The organism is Planktothrix serta PCC 8927 (assembly GCF_900010725.2).
Lineage (GTDB): Bacteria > Cyanobacteriota > Cyanobacteriia > Cyanobacteriales > Microcoleaceae > Planktothrix > Planktothrix serta.
In genome coordinates, this window is record NZ_LR734880.1 from 232,886 (window position 1) to 252,669 (window position 19,784).

A 19,784-nucleotide genomic window follows, 5' to 3' on the forward strand; every position below is an offset into this window, starting at 1 on the left:
ATGAGTTACTGTAAAAATAGTGTGTAATTTAAAATTACGATGAATTCAAGAACAATTACAGAGGTTAAGGAGAATCATTGATTAATTCAACATTTACACAAAAGCGAATTCCTAATATTTCTTCAAAAGCAGATTCAAGATTAGGAATTTTCTCCTGAATCATTTTCACTAAGGTTCGACTGGTAACACCGACACGAGTGCTTTCTGGACTTAACTCAATTAAACTTCCCTGTTGACGCAATAAAGTTTGAATTCCCAAGGGTCTAATTTGGGTTAAAACTTGATGCCAAATTTCATCTAAACTATCACAAGGAATAAACCCTAATTCCCCTGTATCGCCATCTTCATCCACATGAACTAAGCGACAATAACGCACCTCACATCCCACTTCTTTTAATTCTTTAAACAGTTCGGGAACCATCCCCGGTAAAGCCCAATATCGTCGGGGTATTTCAATTTCTAAACGAGCATAAGGTTTATCCGTTGTAAAATAAATTCCCAGGGGAACTCCCGCTTCTAATAAAGATGTATCTTCCGTATATTCTTCACCTGCGCTAATGGAATATTTGTCTAAACAGGTTTTAAATTGTTCAAATTTAGGTTCATATTCAAACAAGGAAAACCCCACCATAATCACGGTATCACCTAACTGTAAACAGCGTTTTTGTTGAGCAACACCTAAGCGATAACGGATTTGACTCATGGCGGTATGTCTTAAGGATTGTTCGGTGTAAATACTATTTCCATTTAATCCATGAGATTCTAAACGAGAAAGAATTCGGGTCATATCTCTTTGAATGGCAACTTTAAATTCAAACAGGCGATCGCGTTCCTGTTGCAACTTTTGAAAGTCTTGTTCCAGGCGATTTAATTTCTCTTCTGCATTTTTTAATTTTTGCGTTGAAGATTTTAAATGCTGGGAAAGGGTGTTAATTTGGTGATGGGTTTCTTGACGCAAACGGAAATAGTCTTGAATTAAGCGAGTTGCATATTCGGGAGAATCAAACTCAAACCAATCACTTTGTAAATGACGATAGGCAAAAATTTCATGCAGTTTTGCTTGATCTTTTTGAGGTTCAGGACTACTAAATATTTCGATCACTTTTAACGCATAGGGAACCTGATCATTAAGGATTTGATTCCGCGTTAATACCTGCTTAGACATTTCAATTTTAAATCGTTTTGTCCCTTCAGCTTGTAATAGATAAATATTACCTTCTAGCTCTGCCATATTGATTAAAACCTCACTTATGATCTTAACGGATAGCCTTTATTCCCAAAGGTTTGATTCACTTCCTATCTCATATTGGGTTGATAAAAAATCTGAATAATTGTTAAAAAGCCGAGTCTGGTGATCGAATTGAACTATCAATCAATCTCTAAAACTTAGAGATGTTTAAATTATTGCAAAATTAACGATTTTCTTCATCCTCAATCTTCTAAATTAACTCCTAATTCACGAAGTTTTTCTGCTAAACGTTCAGCCCGTTGGCGTTCTTCTTCCGCCCGTTGGTGTTCTTCTTCAGCCCGTTGTTCAGCAAGATTTGCTCTTTGGCGTTCCTGTTCCCTGGCTTCTTCTGGCCAAACTAAAATTTCTCCTTGGGGACTCCACCACCGCAACCAAGACCCGGTTCTGCCCTCCCTAGAACCCTCCCACAGTCCGAGATAGAGGTCTAAACCCGTTATCCAATAGCGTCCCGTTTCATCTGGAGGTTGCAATTGATACCGTTCCGACTGTAAACGGTAAACTTCTAAGTGGGAGGTATCCGGTCGAAAAATTACATAAGTAGGAACACGGATAATTTGTTCATAAAATAACCATTTCCCGATGCGTTGTTGGGACTCAACGGAATATTCCTCTCCGTAGGTCTCCGAGAGAAATTCCATCACCACCGTTGGAATTGGCCCTTCTGTATGGGGGGTATAGCTACGACGGGGATAACTGTGGAGCCAAGGTTCCACAGGTTGCACATACATCCAGTCCGGTGCTTTACAGATCATGCGGCTGTTAATGGCGGCACAGAGGGCAAAATTACTGGTGATTAAAGCATTGTCGCATTTATCCGGTAAATCACTGAGAGCGAGTCGCAGTGCTGTTGCTAAAAGGGGATGGTCTGTATTTTCCACGGGATCATCTGGCAAAATAAAGTTATCTGGCAACCGGGGCCAGGTAATGTTAAACTGCGGAACCAGAACGGGTAAACGAGCAGTCATCGTGTTCCTCAGCCGAAAAATAGTTTTTAATTCCATAATTATAATTGATAAATTCCAAATTAACACTCGATTTTTAATTGCTCATAAACTATGATTAAAACTGAATTCGTTAATGTTACGTTTAATCTAGGGACGGCTTTAGAAAAAATTGCACTCAGAGAAATTAATCTAACGATTCCTGAAGGTCAGTTTGTGACGGTTATTGGTAGTAATGGAGCGGGAAAATCAACATTATTGAATGTTTTAACCGGAGATATTATTCCCAATTCGGGTAAGGTTTGGATTAATTATCAAGAGGTAACAACTTGGTCATCCTCAAAACGAGCTAAATTTGTGGCGAGAGTTTTTCAAAATCCTTTAGCGGGTTCCTGTGCTAATTTAACCGTTGAAGAAAACTTAGCTTTAGCCTATCGTCGAGGGTCTTTAAGAGGGTTTCATTCTGCCTTAAATCATCGCTTACGAGATCAATTTCGCTCGCAGTTAGCCCGGTTAAATTTAGGCTTGGAAAATCGTTTAAGCGATCGCATGGGATTATTATCAGGAGGTCAACGTCAAGCGGTAAGTTTATTAATGTCAACCTTAGCTCCCCATCAAGTTTTACTCCTCGATGAACATACGGCAGCCCTTGACCCAAAAACGGCAAATTATATTCTACAATTAACCCGTGAAATTGTAAATGAAAACCGATTAACAACCTTGATGGTGACTCATAGTATGCGTCAAGCTTTAGATTTAGGCGATCGCACCTTAATGTTACATGAAGGAAAAATTATTTTTGATATTTCCGGTTCCCAACGTCAGGGGTTAACGGTTACTGACTTACTCCAGTTATTTGAACAACAGCAACAAGAAGCTTTAACGGATGATGCCCTTTTATTGGGATAAATTATTGTTTAAATGTGATACAATCATAAAAAACTAAAGGTAAATTCATGAATATTAGATCAAAAAATCACTTAATTACTTTAATATTAACCAGTAGTTTTTTAATGTTATTTGGGGGATGCGATCGCAATATAACCCCGACAACAACATCAGAAGTCGCCGAAGTCACCGCGACTCAACCGCCTAAACCTCAACCCTATACAAAAGCAGCAGAATTAGTGGCGGTGGGTGATCTGATGATGCACGGCGCACAAATTAAATCCGGTTATAACCCAACTACAAAAACCTATAATTATGATAATTTTTTTACTGAAGTTAAAGGGATTTTATCTTCTGGAAATTGGATTATTGGTAACTTAGAAACGACTTTAGCAGGCCCAGAAACCGGGTATACTGGATATCCTTTATTTAATGCCCCAGATCCCCTAGCTGATGCGATCAAAAAAGCCGGGTTTAATATTATTTCTACGACTAATAATCATTCCTTAGATCGAGGAGAAAAAGGCGTTTTAAAAACCTTAGAAAATGTTAAAAAACGAGGTTTAATTCCAGTTGGGACAGCTACCTCTGCTCAAGAAGCTGCTAAAATTGTTATCGTTGAAAAGAATAATATTTCTATGGCGATTTTAGGCTATAGTTATGGAACAAACGGCATCCCAATTCCTAAAGGTAAAAATTATTTAGTGTCTCTTATTGATGCCAAAAAAATTACTCAAGATATTACTAAAGCTCGTCAATCTGGGGTCGATCTTGTTACCGTTATTTTACATTTTGGCTTAGAATATCAACGTCAACCCAATGCTGAACAAAAAGCCTTAGTAAAACAGTTAGTGAATGCCGGGGCTAATATTATTTTAGGTAGTCATCCCCATGTTGTCCAACCCTATCAAATTATTGAACAAACTGACAAGTTAGGAAAACCTAAAAAAGCAGTTGTGATTTATTCTATGGGGAATTTTATCTCTAATCAACGGGAAAAATATCGAGATTTGGGAGTGGTTTTTAAAGTTAATATTTTAAAACATTTCCCCGATGAAACCACTGAAATTAAAGATATTAAAGCGATACCCACTTGGGTACATCGCTATAGCCAGAATGGAAAATATCAGTTTCGAGTTCTTCCAATTGAACAGGTGTTAAAATCTCGGAAAGACCCATTATTATCGCCCTCAGATTATCAACAATTAGAAATCGACTTAAAGAATATGAATCGTCATCTGAATTCCTTCCAATAGAAACCGGGTTTCTGACCCTGGTGTCATCCCCAAAAATCTTTCTAAAGACTGAGGTAAATTGTGCAAGATTATGTGACTATGTGATTATATAAATAGAGTCTAATAATAATTGGGTAGATAAGCACTATGGCAACCAGAAAGCATTACATCCCTTCTGAACAATATCGTCAGATGTTAGTGCGTGATGGCGATCGCCGTTTTAAAGAATGGCATGACAGCTTCTTAAACTACCAACTGGTATTTCTAGCAGATATGAAACGCAAAGCAACATAATTTTTAGTCGATCAAAAGACCCGCGCAGCGAGTCTTTATTTTTGATTAATCTTCTTCTAACGCCTTTAACAACATTTCTCCTATTTGTTGACAACCGACTAATTTCATCCCCTCAGACATAATATCTCCCGTGCGATATCCCCAATCTAATACTTTTAAAACGGCATTTTCCAACTTGTCCGCAGCAACGGGTTGATCTAAACCATAGCGTAACATCATCGCAGCGCTCAGGACTTGGGCGAGGGGGTTGGCTTTATCCTGTCCCGCAATATCTGGCGCTGACCCGTGAACAGGCTCAAACACCCCAGGGCCAGATGCTCCTAAACTGGCAGAAGGTAACATTCCGATACTTCCCGTTAACATTGCTGCCGCATCGGAGAGAATATCGCCAAATAGGTTCCCCGTGACAATTGTATCAAACTGTTTGGGGGCGCGAACTAACTGCATAGCTGCGTTATCTACATATAAATGAGATAACTCGACATCGGGATATTCTGAGGCGAGTAAGGTGATGCGATCGCGCCATAACTGAGACACATCCAAGACATTCGCCTTATCTACAGAACAGAGTCTACCTCGACGCTTCTGGGCGGTTTCAAACCCCACACGGCCAATGCGGTCAATCTCAGATTCGGTGTAAGCCATTGTATTGACACCGCGTTTTTCCCCGGTTTCCGTCTCAAAAATTCCCTTGGGTTGTCCAAAATAGATTCCGCCTGTTAGTTCGCGGACAACCATAATATCGACGCCTTCCACAATTTCTTTTTTCAAAGATGAAGCATCAATTAAATGAGGTAAAATCGTCGCCGGACGCAAATTGGCAAATAATTGTAATCCGGCCCGTAACCCTAACAACCCGGTTTCTGGCCGTTGATGGCGGGGTAAATTGTCCCATTTGTATCCCCCAATGGCTGCCAACAGTACCGCATCACTCTTGAGACACTGTTCTAAGGTTTCTGGGGGAAGGGGTTCTCCGGTGGCGTCAATGGCGACTCCTCCCATCAACGCTTGATGAAAATTGAACGTAATATTTAGTTGCTTGCCAACGACTTTTAACGCATCGACCGCCACCGCTATAATTTCAGGGCCGATTCCATCGCCAGGAAGTAGAGTAATGCGGTAGTTTTGACTCATAAGACTGGGTAGTTACAACAAGGATTAGGTCGGACAATGTTGAGCAGATTCAGCGATCGCCCAACCTTTAACGATAGCATTCTTCGATCAAAAAAGGTCGGCTTTAGCTTAAACTAGAAGATAAAAGCTTTTAAATTTCCACCGTTAGCGGAATAAAAACAGATAGAGGAGGGCAAGGATATGGATTATCAAAAAATTTTAGTGGCAATTGACCGAACTCCCCAAGCCGAGTTTGTTTTTCATCAAAGCTTACAACTGGCTAAAGTTTATAAAAGCCAGTTAAAGCTGTTTCATTGTATTAGTGTATCCCCAATGATTTTAGGTTCTCCTGGGGATTTATATGGTCAACGATTAAACCATGGGGCACAAATTCAACATGAATTAATTGAACAAGAAATTAATGAAGTTTCGGGATGGTTGTCAACCTTTGTTAATTATGCTGAACAGCAAGGAGTTTCTATCGAAACCGAATATCAAGTGGGAGAAGCAGGATATTGGATTCGAGAAATGACGAAAAAATGGGGGGCTGATTTAGTGGTTGTCGGAAGACGTAACCGTTCAGAATTAGCAGAATTGTTTTTAGGAAGTGTGAGTAATTATGTGGTTCATCATGTTAAATGTTCTGTCTTAGTCGTCCAACAACCTGAAGATTAAGACTCAATCATTACCTTTAAGGTCGAGAGGCAATCACAGCATAAAATGGGTCACTTCCTCCCATTCCTAACATTTGCATAAATAGAGGAGTTTTAGATTGATTTGCAATCACTTCGGGAGGATTAAACCCAGTTAAGTTGTTGCTTTGAACTGAATTCAAATATCCTTTGACTAATTCGAGTCGATTGGCTTCTGTTTCTTCTCGCCAGGCTGCGATCGCTTTTTGATAAAACATTCGATTAGAAAAGCTAACAATTGTGATTCCACCGGGTTTTAAAATTCGATGAATCTCGGAAAAAATAGCTTCAGGATATTGTAAATATTGAATAGAAACACAGATTAAAACGGCATCAAAATCTTGATCAGATAGGGGAAGTTTAGGATTTTGGTTTAAGTCTTGAATAAAATAATGATCGAGTTGAGAATTTTTGGCTAATTCTTCTTCATTCATTCCATGTCCTTCGACGTGAGCAAATTCAATCTCACTCGGAAGATGGGACACCCAACTACTCATTAAATCTAATATCCGAGTTTGGGGTTTTAGACGGTTTCGATACAGGGTAGTTAACTGATCAATAAACCCTTCATCGACGTGAGTAACAAACCGGGGAAAGGAGTAAAATAGGGAGTCATCTGTCTCATCTAATTTAATCCGTTGATGACGTTGAAGTAACATAATGGGGTTGATTAAGGGAGGGTTTAATTTGATCTGGCAATCCGAATATTAAGAATTGTATACTAATTTTGATTCAATGGGTACAACAATTCTAATATTGATTTATTAATCAAAAATTAACCCGACTTAGAATCAATCCTTAAAAATATCATAGGAACTTATGCCTCGCACACCCATATTATCTTTTGATCGGGGTACATTGTTATTACATCCCCCCCCAAAAGGGAAAAGTTGGATTGATTTTGCTACCTGGGATGATCGGGTAGAAAAGTTTAGAATTCCTGCTTATTATTATCGTGCGTTAGTGGAAACTTTACGAAAAAATGAAGTTCCTTTTATTGATCAAGCTCCTAATTTTACCTCATTACAATTAACCCCTAGTTTTGAAATGCCTCCTTATCTCCATCAACAGGAAGCCTTAGAAGCTTGGCAAGCGGTGGGGAGTCAAGGGGTTGTGGTTTTACCCACAGCTTCGGGTAAAACCTATTTAGCTCAATTAGCGATGCAAGTCACGGGATATAGTACCTTAATTGTTGTCCCAACCTTGGATTTAATGCACCAATGGTATGCTCATTTATTAGCCGCTTTTCCTGATGTTGAAATTGGGTTATTAGGAGGAGGTTCTAAGGATAGAACGCCGATTTTAGTGGCAACTTATGATAGTGCAACCATTCATTGTGAAACCTTGGGAGAAAAATATGGGTTATTAATTTTTGATGAATGTCATCATTTACCAACGGATTTCTATCGAGTGATTGCTGAATATTCCCTGGCACCTTATCGGTTAGGGCTAACAGCAACTCCTGAACGTTCAGATGGCAGACATAGTGATTTATTACTGTTAATTGGGTCTACGGTTTATCGGAAAACACCGGAACAGTTAGCAGGCGGAGCATTAGCTAATCATAAAGTTGTCCAGATTTTAGTTAAACTTTCTCCTAAAGAACGAGATATTTATCAAGAGCAAATGAAAATCAGAAATGAGTTTATTAAACAGAATAATATTAAATTATCAAGTTTAGAGGGGTGGAAACAATTTGTGATGTTGAGTGCGCGATCGCCGTTAGGAAGACGGGCAATGTTAGCCCACCGACAGGCGAAAGATATTTCATTATGTACGAATGGAAAATTAAGAATATTAGCCGATTTACTAGCACAACATTATCCTGAAAAAACTTTGATTTTTACGGCTGATAATTCAACGGTTTATCGCATTTCCCAAGGGTTTTTAATTCCGGCTATTACCCATCAAACCCCGATTAAAGAACGCCATGAAATCTTAACAAAATTTAGAGAGGGAGATTATAAAGCTTTAGTCGCATCCCATGTTTTAAATGAAGGCGTTGATGTTCCTGATGCTAAAATTGCGATTATTTTATCAGGAACAGGTTCAGAACGAGAATATATTCAACGGTTAGGGCGAGTTTTACGCAAAGGGAATACTCCCAATAAACAAGCGATTTTGTATGAAGTGGTTACGGAAGATACCACTGAAGAACGCACTTCTCAACGTCGCAAAGGAGAAACGAAATCTAAACCCCAACCCCCGAAAAAATCCTCGAATTCTGATTATCAACAATTAGATATTTTTCAACCGACTCCTTTATATGGTCGCACCAATTCTCAAAGCAAACGAGTTGCTGAATCTTCTGAACAATGGAATACTTCTGAAGAATCTGAATATAATAGGGAACAGGGAACAGGGGACAGGGAACAGGAAGAACAAGATTTTACCCTCTAGGTTTGCTGCTCCAGTCTTGATAAATTGCCGTGTTTCTATGGCTAGTATATGATAGAATTTAAAATCATAAATATTTTTTTACAACTCTGAGAAGGTAATTAACCATGAACTCACCAAATCAGCCTTTATTAAAGGATTTTAAAGTTTTCCCTAAACATATAGGAACATGGCAAGGGAACTGGATTATTTTTGATGAGAACTATCAAGAAAAAACTCGATTTACGGCGGTTTTAACCCAGAATATTGTTGAAAATCAGTGGGTGCAAACTAATGTTACAACCTATAGTAATGGTCAATGTGTCACTCAACATTTTCTGGGGACGGTCATTGGAGAAGGAAAACTTTTAATCGACAGTTCAGACTCTGCCTTTGCCGATTATAAATCCATAGCCATTGAAGCGGATGAAAATATAATTGTTTTTCAAGTTTGGGATAAACAAACAGGTCAATTAAGGGCGGTTGAAACCATTACTTTGATTAATCCTTCTGAACGAGTTAGAACAACCCAAAGTTTAAATCCAGAAACGGGTAAACTTCGGGGATTTATGGTGATTACAGAACAGAAAATTGTCGAAAAAGATTCAGCGTGATTTCAGTAAGTTGTGAATTTAGGAACCTTGATTTCTCATGCTACCTTCTGAACTTTTAAGTTATAAACAACAGGGAGAAACGGTAATTCCCCTGCGGTTAAATATTGATACGAAACACATCAATTTAGCAACGGAAGTCATTCGGTGTTTTGAAGAATCTGTGAATCAAACCCAAGGGGAATTAAATAAACGGTTACAGGAATTTGAAGGAGATAGTCCTGATTATCGGTTGAAACGAGGGTTAGCCCATTTATTAAGGGGGAGTTTTTGTACTTTTGAGGTCGTTAGTCCTTTAGAACCTGTGGAATTACGACAAAAAGTATTTGCATTATCCGCGAAAACAATGCCGAGTTATGGGTCTACGGAACACACCTTAGAACAGTTAGCAACGCAACTGAGTCAAGACTTAAATCGAGAGGTTTTACCCCATCAAATTCTATCGGGTCTTTATGCAGATTTACAGGAAAATCGGATTTTAACACAATTAGATTCCCCGACTCCAGAGGCGTTATTACATCGTTATAATCTCTCTCAAGTTCAGGGAATTTTTTATCAAGCCAGTAAAATTGTGATTAATGCCTATCGCAATGATCCAGGGGAATATAAACTCTTATTTCGCTATTTAAAATTATTTCAATTAATGACCTATATTGAAGGAGATGCAGATCAAGGGTTTACTTTAACTATTGATGGGCCGACAAGTTTATTTAAAGCGAGTACCCGCTATGGTTTATCCTTAGCGAAAATGATTCCAGCGTTACTCCACGTTACGAAATGGAGTTTAAAGGCTAAATTACAACAACGTGACCCCTATACTCGTGTGGTAAGAACGGGTTATTTTAGTTTGAATTCTGATTGCGGTTTAGTCAGTCATTATCCGCCCGGTAAACCCTATGATAGCATGATTGAACAATCCTTTGCCGAGCGTTGGAATACGTTAAAAACGGAGTGGAAATTAGAACGAGAAGTGGATTTAATTCCGCTTCCAGGGAGTGTAATGATTCCTGATTTTCGATTAGTTCATCCCGATGGACGGGTATTTTTATTAGAGATTATTGGCTATTGGCGACCGGAATATTTACAGAAGAAGTTTTACCAGGTTCAACGCTCTGGATGTGATTTCTTAATTTTAGCAATTTCTGAACGATTGAATTTAGAAAATGCCGGAATTGATGTTAATCATCTTCCGGTTCCGGTGGTTTGGTTTAAGGATAAGTTATTGCCAAAAGCGGTATTAGAACTGATTGAAAACAAGCCCTCCTAATATTCCATCCTTTAATGCTTGCTACAAATACTTGAGCGGGTGGGTAATAACTTTTTTCTATTCCCTGTTCCCTGTTCCCTGTTCCCCGTTCCCTGTTCCCTGTTCCCTTAGCATAAACAAAAATCCCCCACCCGAAGGTAGGGGATGTTTTTAATTACCTATCAAACGAGGATTCAGTTAACGTTACATCAACCGAACTTACCCGCAGTCGAGGCAATTAGGAAGGCTGCGTAGGTGAGGATATAGCCAACGGTGAAGTGAGCTAAACCAACCACACGAGCTTGAACGATGGACAGAGCAACGGGTTTGTCTTTCCAACGAACCAGGTTCGCCAGAGGAGTCCGTTCATGTGCCCAGACAATCGTTTCGATTAACTCTTGCCAGTAACCCCGCCAAGAGATCAGGAACATAAATCCAGTTGCCCAAACTAGGTGTCCAAAGAGGAACATCCAAGACCAGACCGACAGGTTATTAGTTCCATAAGGGTTGTAGCCGTTAATTAACTGAGCCGAATTCAGCCACAGATAGTCACGGAACCAGCCCATCAGGTAGGTGGAGGATTCGTTGAACTGAGCAACGTTTCCTTGCCAGACGCCCAGATGCTTCCAGTGCCAGTAGAAGGTTGTCCAACCAATGGTATTCAGCATCCAGAACATCGACAGGTAGAAAGAGTCCCAAGCAGAGATGTCGCAAGTACCGCCACGGCCAGGGCCATCACAAGGGAAGGCATAGCCGAAGTCTTTCTTGTCGGGCATCAGCTTAGAGCCACGAGCATCCAACGCACCTTTGACCAAAATCAGGGTGGTGGTGTGCAGACCCAGAGCGATCGCATGGTGAACTAAGAAGTCCCCAGGGCCAATCGTCAGGAATAAGGAGTTGCTACCAGAGTTGATAGCTTCTAACCAACCGGGCAACCAAACGTTACCGTAGTTGGGCCAAGCGGTGCTGGCGATGCTGTCAGGGTTCGACAGCAACACATCCATGGCATAGAGTGCTTTACCTTGGGTCGCTTGGATGAATTGAGCAAAAACGGGTTCAATCAGAATTTGCTTTTCAGGGGTTCCAAAGGCAACCACGACATCGTTATGGACATATAAGCCCAGAGTGTGGAAACCGAGGAACAGAGACACCCAACTTAAGTGAGAGATGAGGGCCTCTTTGTGCTGTAGCATCCGATCCAAGACATTGCCTTTGTTCTGTTCGGCATCATAGTCGCGCACCAGGAAGATTGCCCCGTGAGCGAAAGCTCCGACCATTAAGAACCCAGCAATATATTGGTGGTGGGTGTACAGCGCCGCCATCGTGGTGTAATCCTTAGCGATGAAGGCGTAGGGGGGCATCGCATACATATGCTGTGCCACCACAGAGGTGATCACACCCAGCGCAGCCAGAGCAAATGCTAACTGGAAGTGCAGGGAGTTGTTCATGGTGTCGTACAACCCTTGATGAGGCAGGTTGAACGGCCCTTCATTTTTCATCCCGAACAGAGGATCTTTGGAATTCATCATTTCTTTGATGCTATGACCAATTCCAAAGTTTGTCCGGTACATATGGCCGGCAATGATGAACAACACTGCGATGGCCAGATGGTGGTGAGCCATATCCGTCAACCAGAGAGACTCGGTTTGAGGATGGAAGCCACCTAAGAAAGTCAAGATTGCGGTTCCAGAACCTGTAGAGGTTCCGAAAACATGGCTTGCTGTATCCGGGCTCTGGGCGTATACACCCCAGTTGCCTGTGAAGAAGGGAGCCAGACCTGCCGGGTGGGGCAGAGTGCTGAGGAAATTATCCCAACCCACGTGCTGTCCACGAGATTCAGGAATAGCAACGTGAACCAAGTGACCAGTCCAAGCCAGGGAACTAACCCCGAACAGACCTGCCAAGTGGTGGTTCAAACGAGATTCTGCATTCTTGAACCAGGACAAACTGGGACGATACTTCGGTTGAAGGTGTAACCAACCTGCGAACAGGAAGATCCCAGCCAGAATCAACAGGAAGATAGACCCTTGATACAGGTCAGCATTTGACCGCATCCCGATGGTGTACCACCAGTGATACACCCCAGAGTAAGCGATATCAACTGGGTTAGAAGCACCCGCTTGGGTGAAAGCTTCTACCGCAGATTTGCCAAATTGGGGATCCCAAATGGCGTGAGCAATGGGGCGAATATTTAAAGGATCTTTGACCCATTGCTCAAAATTACCTTGCCAAGCGACGTGGAATAGGCTGCCTGAAGTCCAGAGGAAGATGATAGCGAGGTGACCGAAGTGGGAGGCAAAAATCTTTTGGTAAAGATTTTCCTCTGTCATGCCATCATGGGTCTCGAAATCATGGGCTGTGGCAATCCCATACCAAATCCGACGTGTTGTCGGGTCTTGGGCCAAGTCCTGGCTAAATTTGGGGAATTTAGTTGCCATAAGTCCTAACTAAATCGTGTTCTTTTTTGTTCCGCTTCAGGGGGAAGAAGAAAGCGGATTAAGCGTTCTCCCGCCCCTGAGCAGAGAGTTTTCATCCTACTGAAATAATTCGGGCTAGGAAGAATGCCCAGGTTGTAGCAATTCCTCCTAAGAGGTAGTGAGCTACACCAACCGCACGACCTTGAGTAATACTCAGAGCGCGAGGTTGAATTGCAGGGGCTAATTTCAGCTTATTATGCGCCCAAACAATGGACTCAATTAATTCTTGCCAGTAGCCGCGACCACTGAACAGGAACATTAAGCTGAACGCCCAGACGAAGTGGGCACCCAAGAACAACAGACCGTAGGCAGAAAGGGCTGACCCGTAGGAAGTGATCACCTGAGCAGCTTGCGCCCACAGGAAATCACGCAGCCATCCATTAATCGTAATGGCGCTTTGGGCAAAGTTGCCGTTGGTGATGTGAGAAATAGTGCCGTCTGTACCAACTGTTCCCCAGACATCGGATTGCATCTTCCAGCTAAAGTGGAAAATCACGATGGAGAGAGAGTTGTACATCCAGAACAGACCCAGGAAAACGTGATCCCAGCCGGATACTTGGCAGGTACCACCCCGACCAGGCCCGTCGCAAGGGAAGCGGAAACCTAATTCACTCTTATCAGGAATCAGGCGAGAGCTACGGGCAAATAAAACGCCTTTGAGCAGAATTAAAACCGTAACGTGAATCGTGAAGGCATGGATATGGTGAACCATGAAGTCCGCCGTACCTAACACGATTGGCATCATTGCCACTTTGCCGCCGACGGCAACAACACCGCCGCCAAACACAGGGCTAACACTGGCCAAAGCATGGGGAGCAGTGCTACCCGGAGCTAGGGCGTGAATGTGTTGTACCCATTGGGCAAACACAGGTTGGAGTTGAATCCCTGTATCGGAGAACATATCTTGGGGACGACCAAATGCACGCATTGTGTCGTTATGGACGTACAAGCCGAAGCTGTGGAAGCCCAAGAAGATACAGACCCAGTTCAGGTGGGAGATAATTGCATCGCGGTGACGAAGCACACGATCGAGCAAGTTGTTAACGTTGTTGGCCGGAACGTAATCGCGCACCATAAAGATGGAAGCGTGAGCGCCCGCACCCACAATCAGGAATCCGCCAATCCACATATGGTGGGTGAACAGAGACAACTGCGTGGGGTAATCCGTCGCAATGTATGGATAGGGAGGCATTGAGTACATGTGGTGAGCCACAATGATGCTCAAAGATCCCATCAGTGCGAGGTTAATCGCCAACTGAGCGTGCCAAGAGGTGGTCAGGATTTCATAGAGACCTTTGTGGCCTTCTCCGGTTAAGGGGCCTTTGTGTGCCTCTAAGATTTCCTTCATGCTGTGACCAATGCCCCAGTTTGTCCGGTACATGTGGCCAGCAATGATGAACAGGACTGCGATCGCCAGGTGATGGTGTACGGTGTCGGTTAACCATAGACCACCTGTTTGTGGGTTTAATCCCCCTTTGAAGGTTAAGAAGTCAGAGTAGACTCCCCAATTCAAGGTAAAGAAAGGAGTTAAACCTTGTTTAAAACTGGGATACAGTTCTGCCATCAGGTTGGGGTTGAGGATGAATTCATGGGGTAAAGGAATATCCTTGACCGCCACTCCCGCATCCAGCAACTTGTTCGCGGGTAAGGACACATGGATTTGGTGCCCTGCCCAAGCCAAACTGCCCAGACCTAACAATCCAGCCAGGTGATGGTTCATCATCGACTCCGCATTCTGGAACCATTCCAGTTTGGGAGCGCGTTTGTGGTAGTGGAACCAACCAGCAAACAGCATTAAACCGGCCATCACCAGCGCACCAATGGCGGTGCAGTAAAGCTGGTAGGAGTTTGTGAAACCGGAAGACCGCCACATTTGGAATAATCCAGAGGTAATCTGAATTCCGTGGAAGCCACCGCCCACATCACCGTTTAAAATTTCTTGGCCGAAAATTGGCCATACAACTTGAGCGCTGGGCTTAATCCCCGTAGGGTTAGCCAGCCAAGCTTCGTAGTTTGAAAACTTAGCGCCGTGGAAGTAGGCGCCACTTAACCAGATAAAAATCACGGCTAAATGGCCGAAATGGGCGCTAAAGATTTTACGCGAAATATCTTCTAAATCGCTGGTATGACTATCGAAGTCGTGAGCGTCGGCGTGGAGGTTCCAAATCCAAGTGGTTGTACTTGGCCCTTTGGCTAAGTCACGGCGGAAATGTCCAGGTTTAGACCATCTTTCAAAAGAGGTAGGAACCGGATCTTCGCTGACCGTAACTTTTACTTTTGCCTCACGCTCTGGAGGACTGATTGTCATTTAGACTCTCCTCGACCTGTGACAAAAAATAAGTAACGTTGCAGATTTTGACAGAAGTTATACCCCTTTTTCAAAATCCTTCACAAAAGTTAGCGCTTCGTTAAATTGTTTCATAGATAAATTTCTATGAGACTAATTATTCAGGTTTACACCTGCACTAAAACCAACCTTTGTTCGGGGGCAACAAGACACCCTTGTATTGGCCATAAGGCTTTTTAAATTTTATTTCGACAGCAACGCCCCACTCAAAGCCTTGTAGAGCAAGGACTTCCCTGTGGGATTGCTGTTGTCTCTAAATGATATATCATCTTTTGGAATCTGGGGGGAATGACTTGGTAACAATAATTAAAATTCCCTCAGATTCTCTCATTCTCATCTGTTTTGCCTTCACAAAGGTTTAAAAAAGTCAAACCTTTCTCAACAAATGTTATAAAACTTAAAATTTATCCGAAGGGTAAATTTTAGGGTAGGGTAGCAGAGTATAGTGAACAGCAACCTGTGATTCCTTCAGTTATAAAAGTTACAAAATATTGCAGACGTTTCAGAAATTAAAAACGTCATCTTTCAGAATTCCTCAAGGAACCGCAAATCGCAATTATCCCCCAGAACCGACGGATCAAGGTTGACTGCCAGGGGCCGCTCATTTTCAATGGAAGAGTTATGGACAAGACTGGATTAGGGTTTCTAAAAAGGATTAATCTGTTGAACCTCATGCTTCAGGAGTGGACAAAAATAAAAACCCCACTCACTAGCTTATTAGCGGCATTAATAATAGTGACCATCGTTGGATGTGGTAATTCCGCCTCGGAAGTTACGCCCCACAGCCCTTTATCCCTGACAATCCCCCAATCCATCCCACCCATTGTGGACGTTTCTCCTCCCAACCTCATCCAGAAACTCCATCAATCCCTTGATGCTTACCAACCTCAAGTCAGCATCCTCAACCCCAAACCCGATGCACTCATCGAAGACGATACAATTAATCTGCAACTCCAGGTTCAGGGTTTACCTTTATTCCAAGATCCCCCATCCGGTTTAGGGCCACATTTACAAGTGATCCTCGATAACCAACCCAATATCAATATTTACGATATCTCCACCCCCATCACCTTCTCTAATTTAGACCCCGGAACCCATACCCTCCGAGTTTTTGCTGCCTATCCTTGGGACGAAAGCTATAAAAATGAAGGGTCTTTTGCCCAAAGCACCTTTCATATTTTTACCAAAACCGATCTTGATCACCCCAATCAGGATCTCCCCCTGCTCACCTATAATCGCCCTCAAGGGGTATATGGTGCAGAACCCATTTTACTAGACTTCTATCTCAGCAATGCTCCTCTCCATCTTGTCGCCCAAGAAGACCCAACGGATGAAATTGTAGATTGGCAAATTCGCATTACCGTTAACGGCGAAAGTTTTACAACCAACCAATGGCAACCGTTATATTTAAAAGGATTTAAACCGGGTAAAAACTGGGTAAAAATTGAATATCTCGATGAACAAGGAAATCCCGTTGATAACGTTTTTAATAAAACAGCCCGTGTTATTACTTATGATCCCAATCTCAAAAATACCCTCTCCCAACTAATTCAAGGAAAATTATCTTGGGCTGAAGTTAAAGGCATTGTCAATCCTAATTCTGCCCTTCCCGATGAAATTCAAACCCCTGAACCCGAAATTATTTCTCCAGTAGAGCCCACTTCCGAACCCGCAGAAATTTCTATTCCAGTTGTAGAACCGACTCCCGAACCAGAAGATACTATTTCTGAACCGGAAGAAATTCCTGTTCCCCTAGAAGATACTATTTCTGAACCGGAAGAAATTCCTGTTCCCCTAGAGGAAATACCTTCGGAAACAGAAAGTTATATCCCTGAACCCGAACAAATTCCATCGGAAATTGAACCCGAACCTCCACCTGTAGAACCGACCAGATTAGAAGCCAAAATAGAAGAAACAATACCCAAACCCTTAGATATTCAGGCAGATATTCCCTCTCAACCCGCAGTTTCTCCTGAACCCCAACCGCAAAAATGGGGTGGATTTTTAAGTCGTTTTCGTCTTCCCTTCTTGAATCAAATTTCAGTAACATCCAATCCTCCGACAACCTTACCTGAAATTGTAGATCAAGTTCCGATTCCCGAACCCACCACCGAACTGCAACCCGGAGAAACCCCTAACCTCGTTCCTGAACTTCCTTCAGAGACTGAAAATCCTATCTCTGCAACAGAAGTTTCCCCACCCGAATCAACCGTTGAACCCGACATCCTTCCAGCAGCATCCCAAACCCTTAACACGGATTAAAGGAGGACTTAGATTTCATAGAGTAAGTTAACCGTTTTTTCAGCCGTTGACGTATTCTATGAAATCTCTTTAAGTCTTTTAAGGTTGCACTTCCTCGATTTTTTACCAAAAATTCTATCAGCCAAAAGAAATGATGGACGAAAAAATCCCCCTAAAATTACATTTTGGGAGATAATTGAAAAAAGTCTAATCAATTTCACAATAGCAAATGGTTGAGCAATTAGAAAAAATCAAGGCATTACTCGCTTCTGCTACCAACCCCAAGCAGAAAGCCATGTATCAACAGTTGTTAGCTAAATTAGAAGCGGAAACCCAAACAAAAATAGAGCCAGAAATTCAACCGAAAACTAACGCAGTCCAATCAGAGTCCCAACCCGTTAAACCCAAAAAAGTCATCAACGTCAAGCTGAAACCTGAACAATCTGAACCACAACCAGAGCCAACGGAAGACAAGTCAGAATCTAAACAGGAACAAAAACCTAAAAATAATTCAATCTTCCAAGCCATCGGGATTATCAAAGGGGAAGTCAATCTAGGGGATGTGTCCACTATCAAGATAGGAGATAAGGAATATCGGTTATTTTATATCGCCGGAAGACGTAAACAAGCTTATGAAGCCCTGAAAAAGGAAATTGAAACGACGGGTAACACGACTCAAAGATTAATCGTTTACCCTAAAATTTTACACTTTCCCGACAAAGAAAAGTCCCATATTGTAGCATTTCAAATTATTGGGTTTATCTCCTCTGACCCGACAAGAAAACAACATCCCTTAAATTCAGAATTAAAAGATTTTGAGTTTAAATTATGCGGAACTTGGCAATTTATTCCCGTGTGTAGAACCCCTTGTATCAGCGTATTTAGGAATTTTACGCAAGATAGATTAGCTTGGATTAAAGAAGCAGAAGCTGCTAAAAAAGTGAAATTCATGAAGGCTTCCCACGCCCCCCTTCTATGGAAGGATTCAGTCGTCCGCCCCTTCCGATTTAATCCTAGACTAGAGAAGGAAGAACAACAAAAAACTTATTTTGTGGAGTTAAAAGCCCGTTTTCTACCGGATAGAGATGTATTTGGATTTGTGGAATTATTAAGCCAACCCACAGAGGAGCGTCCCAACTTTTTCAAGGCTTCTAAAAAAATGAAGGCAGAAGCTTTAAAAGAAGTAGAATTTAAACGGCGGGATGTTGCTGCGACAGGGGAAACCAAACCTCCCAAGCCTGTCACGGTTGTTAATGTTGAGGTTTCTGCTCCCGTGCAGAAAACCACAGACACTCCGAATACCGCAGAGAGTAAACAGACCACTGTGAATGAGGACAGTGAAAGCACTCGACCGTTGACATCAGATGGGTTGGAAGTTCTCAACCCCGACGATTTACCCCTTAACCAATTAAAATCAATTGTTCGAGAAAAAATGAACGATGATGAGGTTAAGAAATTCGGTTCATTAACAAAAAAATCTACATGGATTGATGCCTATCAAAAATTGAATTAATCCAATTTAATTCGTTTTTAACTCTATTTGTCACGTTTTATAGATATAGCGCTACGCATTACGGTTAGGACATTTTTAAATCCTGAAACCCTTTCACTTCTTACTGTTCCCTGTTCCCTGTTCCCTNTTTCTAACCGTGAAAATAGCGACTCAGAAATGGGTGGTGAACAGACGGATGAATTAACAGAATCTCATCCAGTAGAAACAGTCAAATCTGAAGATCCCTTAGTTCCTACTAACGAAATTTATTCGGAAAATATAGAACAGCCAGCACCGATTAATTCTGAGGATTTAGACGTTAATTCTGAACCTGAAAATACTGAAATAGAATCCCCTATTTCTGAATCAGACTCTATTTCTAATAGTGAAAATAGCGACTCAGAAATGGGTAGTGAACAGACGGATGAATTAACACAATCTAATTCAGTAGAAACCGTCAAATCTGAAGATCCCTTAGTTCCTACTAACGAAATTTCCTCGGAAAATTTAGAACAGCCAGCACCGATTAATTCTGAGGATTTAGACGTTAATTCTGAACCTGAAAATACTGAAATAGAACCC

At 41.9% G+C, this 19,784-nt stretch carries 16 protein-coding genes; 10 read left to right on the forward strand and 6 right to left on the reverse strand.

All coding sequences use genetic code 11. The annotated features are described in order from the left end of the window. Positions 1-64 precede the first annotated feature (64 nt). Together PL8927_RS23270 and PL8927_RS23275 are read right to left on the reverse strand one after the other, a co-directional pair. Entirely contained in the window at positions 65-1,231 is a 1,167-nt protein-coding gene (locus PL8927_RS23270) for a GIY-YIG nuclease family protein (protein ID WP_083625839.1), read from the reverse strand. Positions 1,232-1,431: 200 nt separating this feature from the next. Beyond that, positions 1,432-2,214 (reverse strand): Uma2 family endonuclease, encoded by a 783-nt coding sequence (locus PL8927_RS23275; RefSeq protein ID WP_083625840.1) that lies wholly within the window; start codon positions 2,212-2,214, stop codon positions 1,432-1,434. Positions 2,215-2,304: 90 nt separating this feature from the next. Between PL8927_RS23275 and PL8927_RS23280 the strand changes: the two genes are divergently transcribed. The 3 genes from PL8927_RS23280 (at position 2,305) to PL8927_RS28130 (ending at position 4,607) form a co-directional block, all read left to right on the forward strand. Then, positions 2,305-3,099, forward strand: coding sequence for an ABC transporter ATP-binding protein (locus PL8927_RS23280; protein ID WP_083625841.1), 795 nt, complete (start codon positions 2,305-2,307; stop codon positions 3,097-3,099). Between the two features lie 47 nt (positions 3,100-3,146). Beyond that, on the forward strand, positions 3,147-4,334 hold the full coding sequence (locus tag PL8927_RS23285; RefSeq protein ID WP_083625842.1) for a CapA family protein: 1,188 nt from the start codon (positions 3,147-3,149) through the stop codon (positions 4,332-4,334). 126 nt (positions 4,335-4,460) lie between these two features. Further along, complete coding sequence (locus PL8927_RS28130) at positions 4,461-4,607, forward strand: hypothetical protein (RefSeq protein WP_197047526.1); 147 nt, start codon at positions 4,461-4,463, stop codon at positions 4,605-4,607. A 45-nt stretch (positions 4,608-4,652) separates the two neighbouring features. Here PL8927_RS28130 and leuB read toward each other — a convergent pair whose 3' ends face one another. Then, on the reverse strand, positions 4,653-5,741 hold the full coding sequence (gene leuB / locus PL8927_RS23290; RefSeq protein WP_083625843.1) for a 3-isopropylmalate dehydrogenase: 1,089 nt from the start codon (positions 5,739-5,741) through the stop codon (positions 4,653-4,655). Positions 5,742-5,921: 180 nt separating this feature from the next. Between leuB and PL8927_RS23295 the strand changes: the two genes are divergently transcribed. Further along, on the forward strand, positions 5,922-6,395 hold the full coding sequence (locus PL8927_RS23295; protein WP_083625844.1) for a universal stress protein: 474 nt from the start codon (positions 5,922-5,924) through the stop codon (positions 6,393-6,395). Between the two features lie 16 nt (positions 6,396-6,411). Here the strand turns inward: PL8927_RS23295 and PL8927_RS23300 are convergent, their stop codons facing one another. After that, positions 6,412-7,071: a class I SAM-dependent methyltransferase gene (locus PL8927_RS23300; protein ID WP_083625845.1), complete on the reverse strand. Its 660-nt coding sequence runs from the start codon at positions 7,069-7,071 to the stop codon at positions 6,412-6,414. A gap of 160 nt (positions 7,072-7,231) precedes the next feature. Between PL8927_RS23300 and PL8927_RS23305 the strand changes: the two genes are divergently transcribed. From PL8927_RS23305 to PL8927_RS23315, 3 genes are all read left to right on the forward strand, one after another. After that, on the forward strand, positions 7,232-8,812 hold the full coding sequence (locus PL8927_RS23305; protein ID WP_083625846.1) for a DEAD/DEAH box helicase: 1,581 nt from the start codon (positions 7,232-7,234) through the stop codon (positions 8,810-8,812). Positions 8,813-8,916: 104 nt separating this feature from the next. After that, positions 8,917-9,402: a hypothetical protein gene (locus PL8927_RS23310; RefSeq protein ID WP_083625847.1), complete on the forward strand. Its 486-nt coding sequence runs from the start codon at positions 8,917-8,919 to the stop codon at positions 9,400-9,402. A 37-nt stretch (positions 9,403-9,439) separates the two neighbouring features. Then, the gene (locus tag PL8927_RS23315; protein WP_083625848.1) at positions 9,440-10,666 is read left to right on the forward strand and encodes a DUF790 family protein; all 1,227 of its coding nucleotides are present in this window, start codon (positions 9,440-9,442) and stop codon (positions 10,664-10,666) included. Positions 10,667-10,854: 188 nt separating this feature from the next. On the opposite strand, the gene psaB is transcribed toward PL8927_RS23315, so the two are convergent. After that, the gene (gene psaB / locus PL8927_RS23320) at positions 10,855-13,083 is read right to left on the reverse strand and encodes a photosystem I core protein PsaB (protein WP_083625849.1); all 2,229 of its coding nucleotides are present in this window, start codon (positions 13,081-13,083) and stop codon (positions 10,855-10,857) included. A 91-nt stretch (positions 13,084-13,174) separates the two neighbouring features. Then, positions 13,175-15,430, reverse strand: a complete 2,256-nt coding sequence (gene psaA, locus PL8927_RS23325) for a photosystem I core protein PsaA (protein WP_083625850.1) — start codon at positions 15,428-15,430, stop codon at positions 13,175-13,177. A gap of 660 nt (positions 15,431-16,090) precedes the next feature. On the opposite strand from psaA, the gene PL8927_RS23330 reads away from it, so the two are divergent. From PL8927_RS23330 to PL8927_RS23340, 3 genes are all read left to right on the forward strand, one after another. Beyond that, positions 16,091-17,731 carry a hypothetical protein gene (locus tag PL8927_RS23330; protein ID WP_197047527.1) on the forward strand — a complete coding sequence of 547 codons (1,641 nt, stop codon included), beginning with the start codon at positions 16,091-16,093 and terminating at the stop codon, positions 17,729-17,731. A gap of 208 nt (positions 17,732-17,939) precedes the next feature. Continuing rightward, positions 17,940-19,223, forward strand: a complete 1,284-nt coding sequence (locus PL8927_RS23335; protein WP_083625852.1) for a hypothetical protein — start codon at positions 17,940-17,942, stop codon at positions 19,221-19,223. A 156-nt stretch (positions 19,224-19,379) separates the two neighbouring features. Continuing rightward, a partial coding sequence (locus PL8927_RS23340) for a hypothetical protein (RefSeq protein ID WP_156093300.1) occupies positions 19,380-19,784 on the forward strand: 405 nt, incomplete at its 3' end.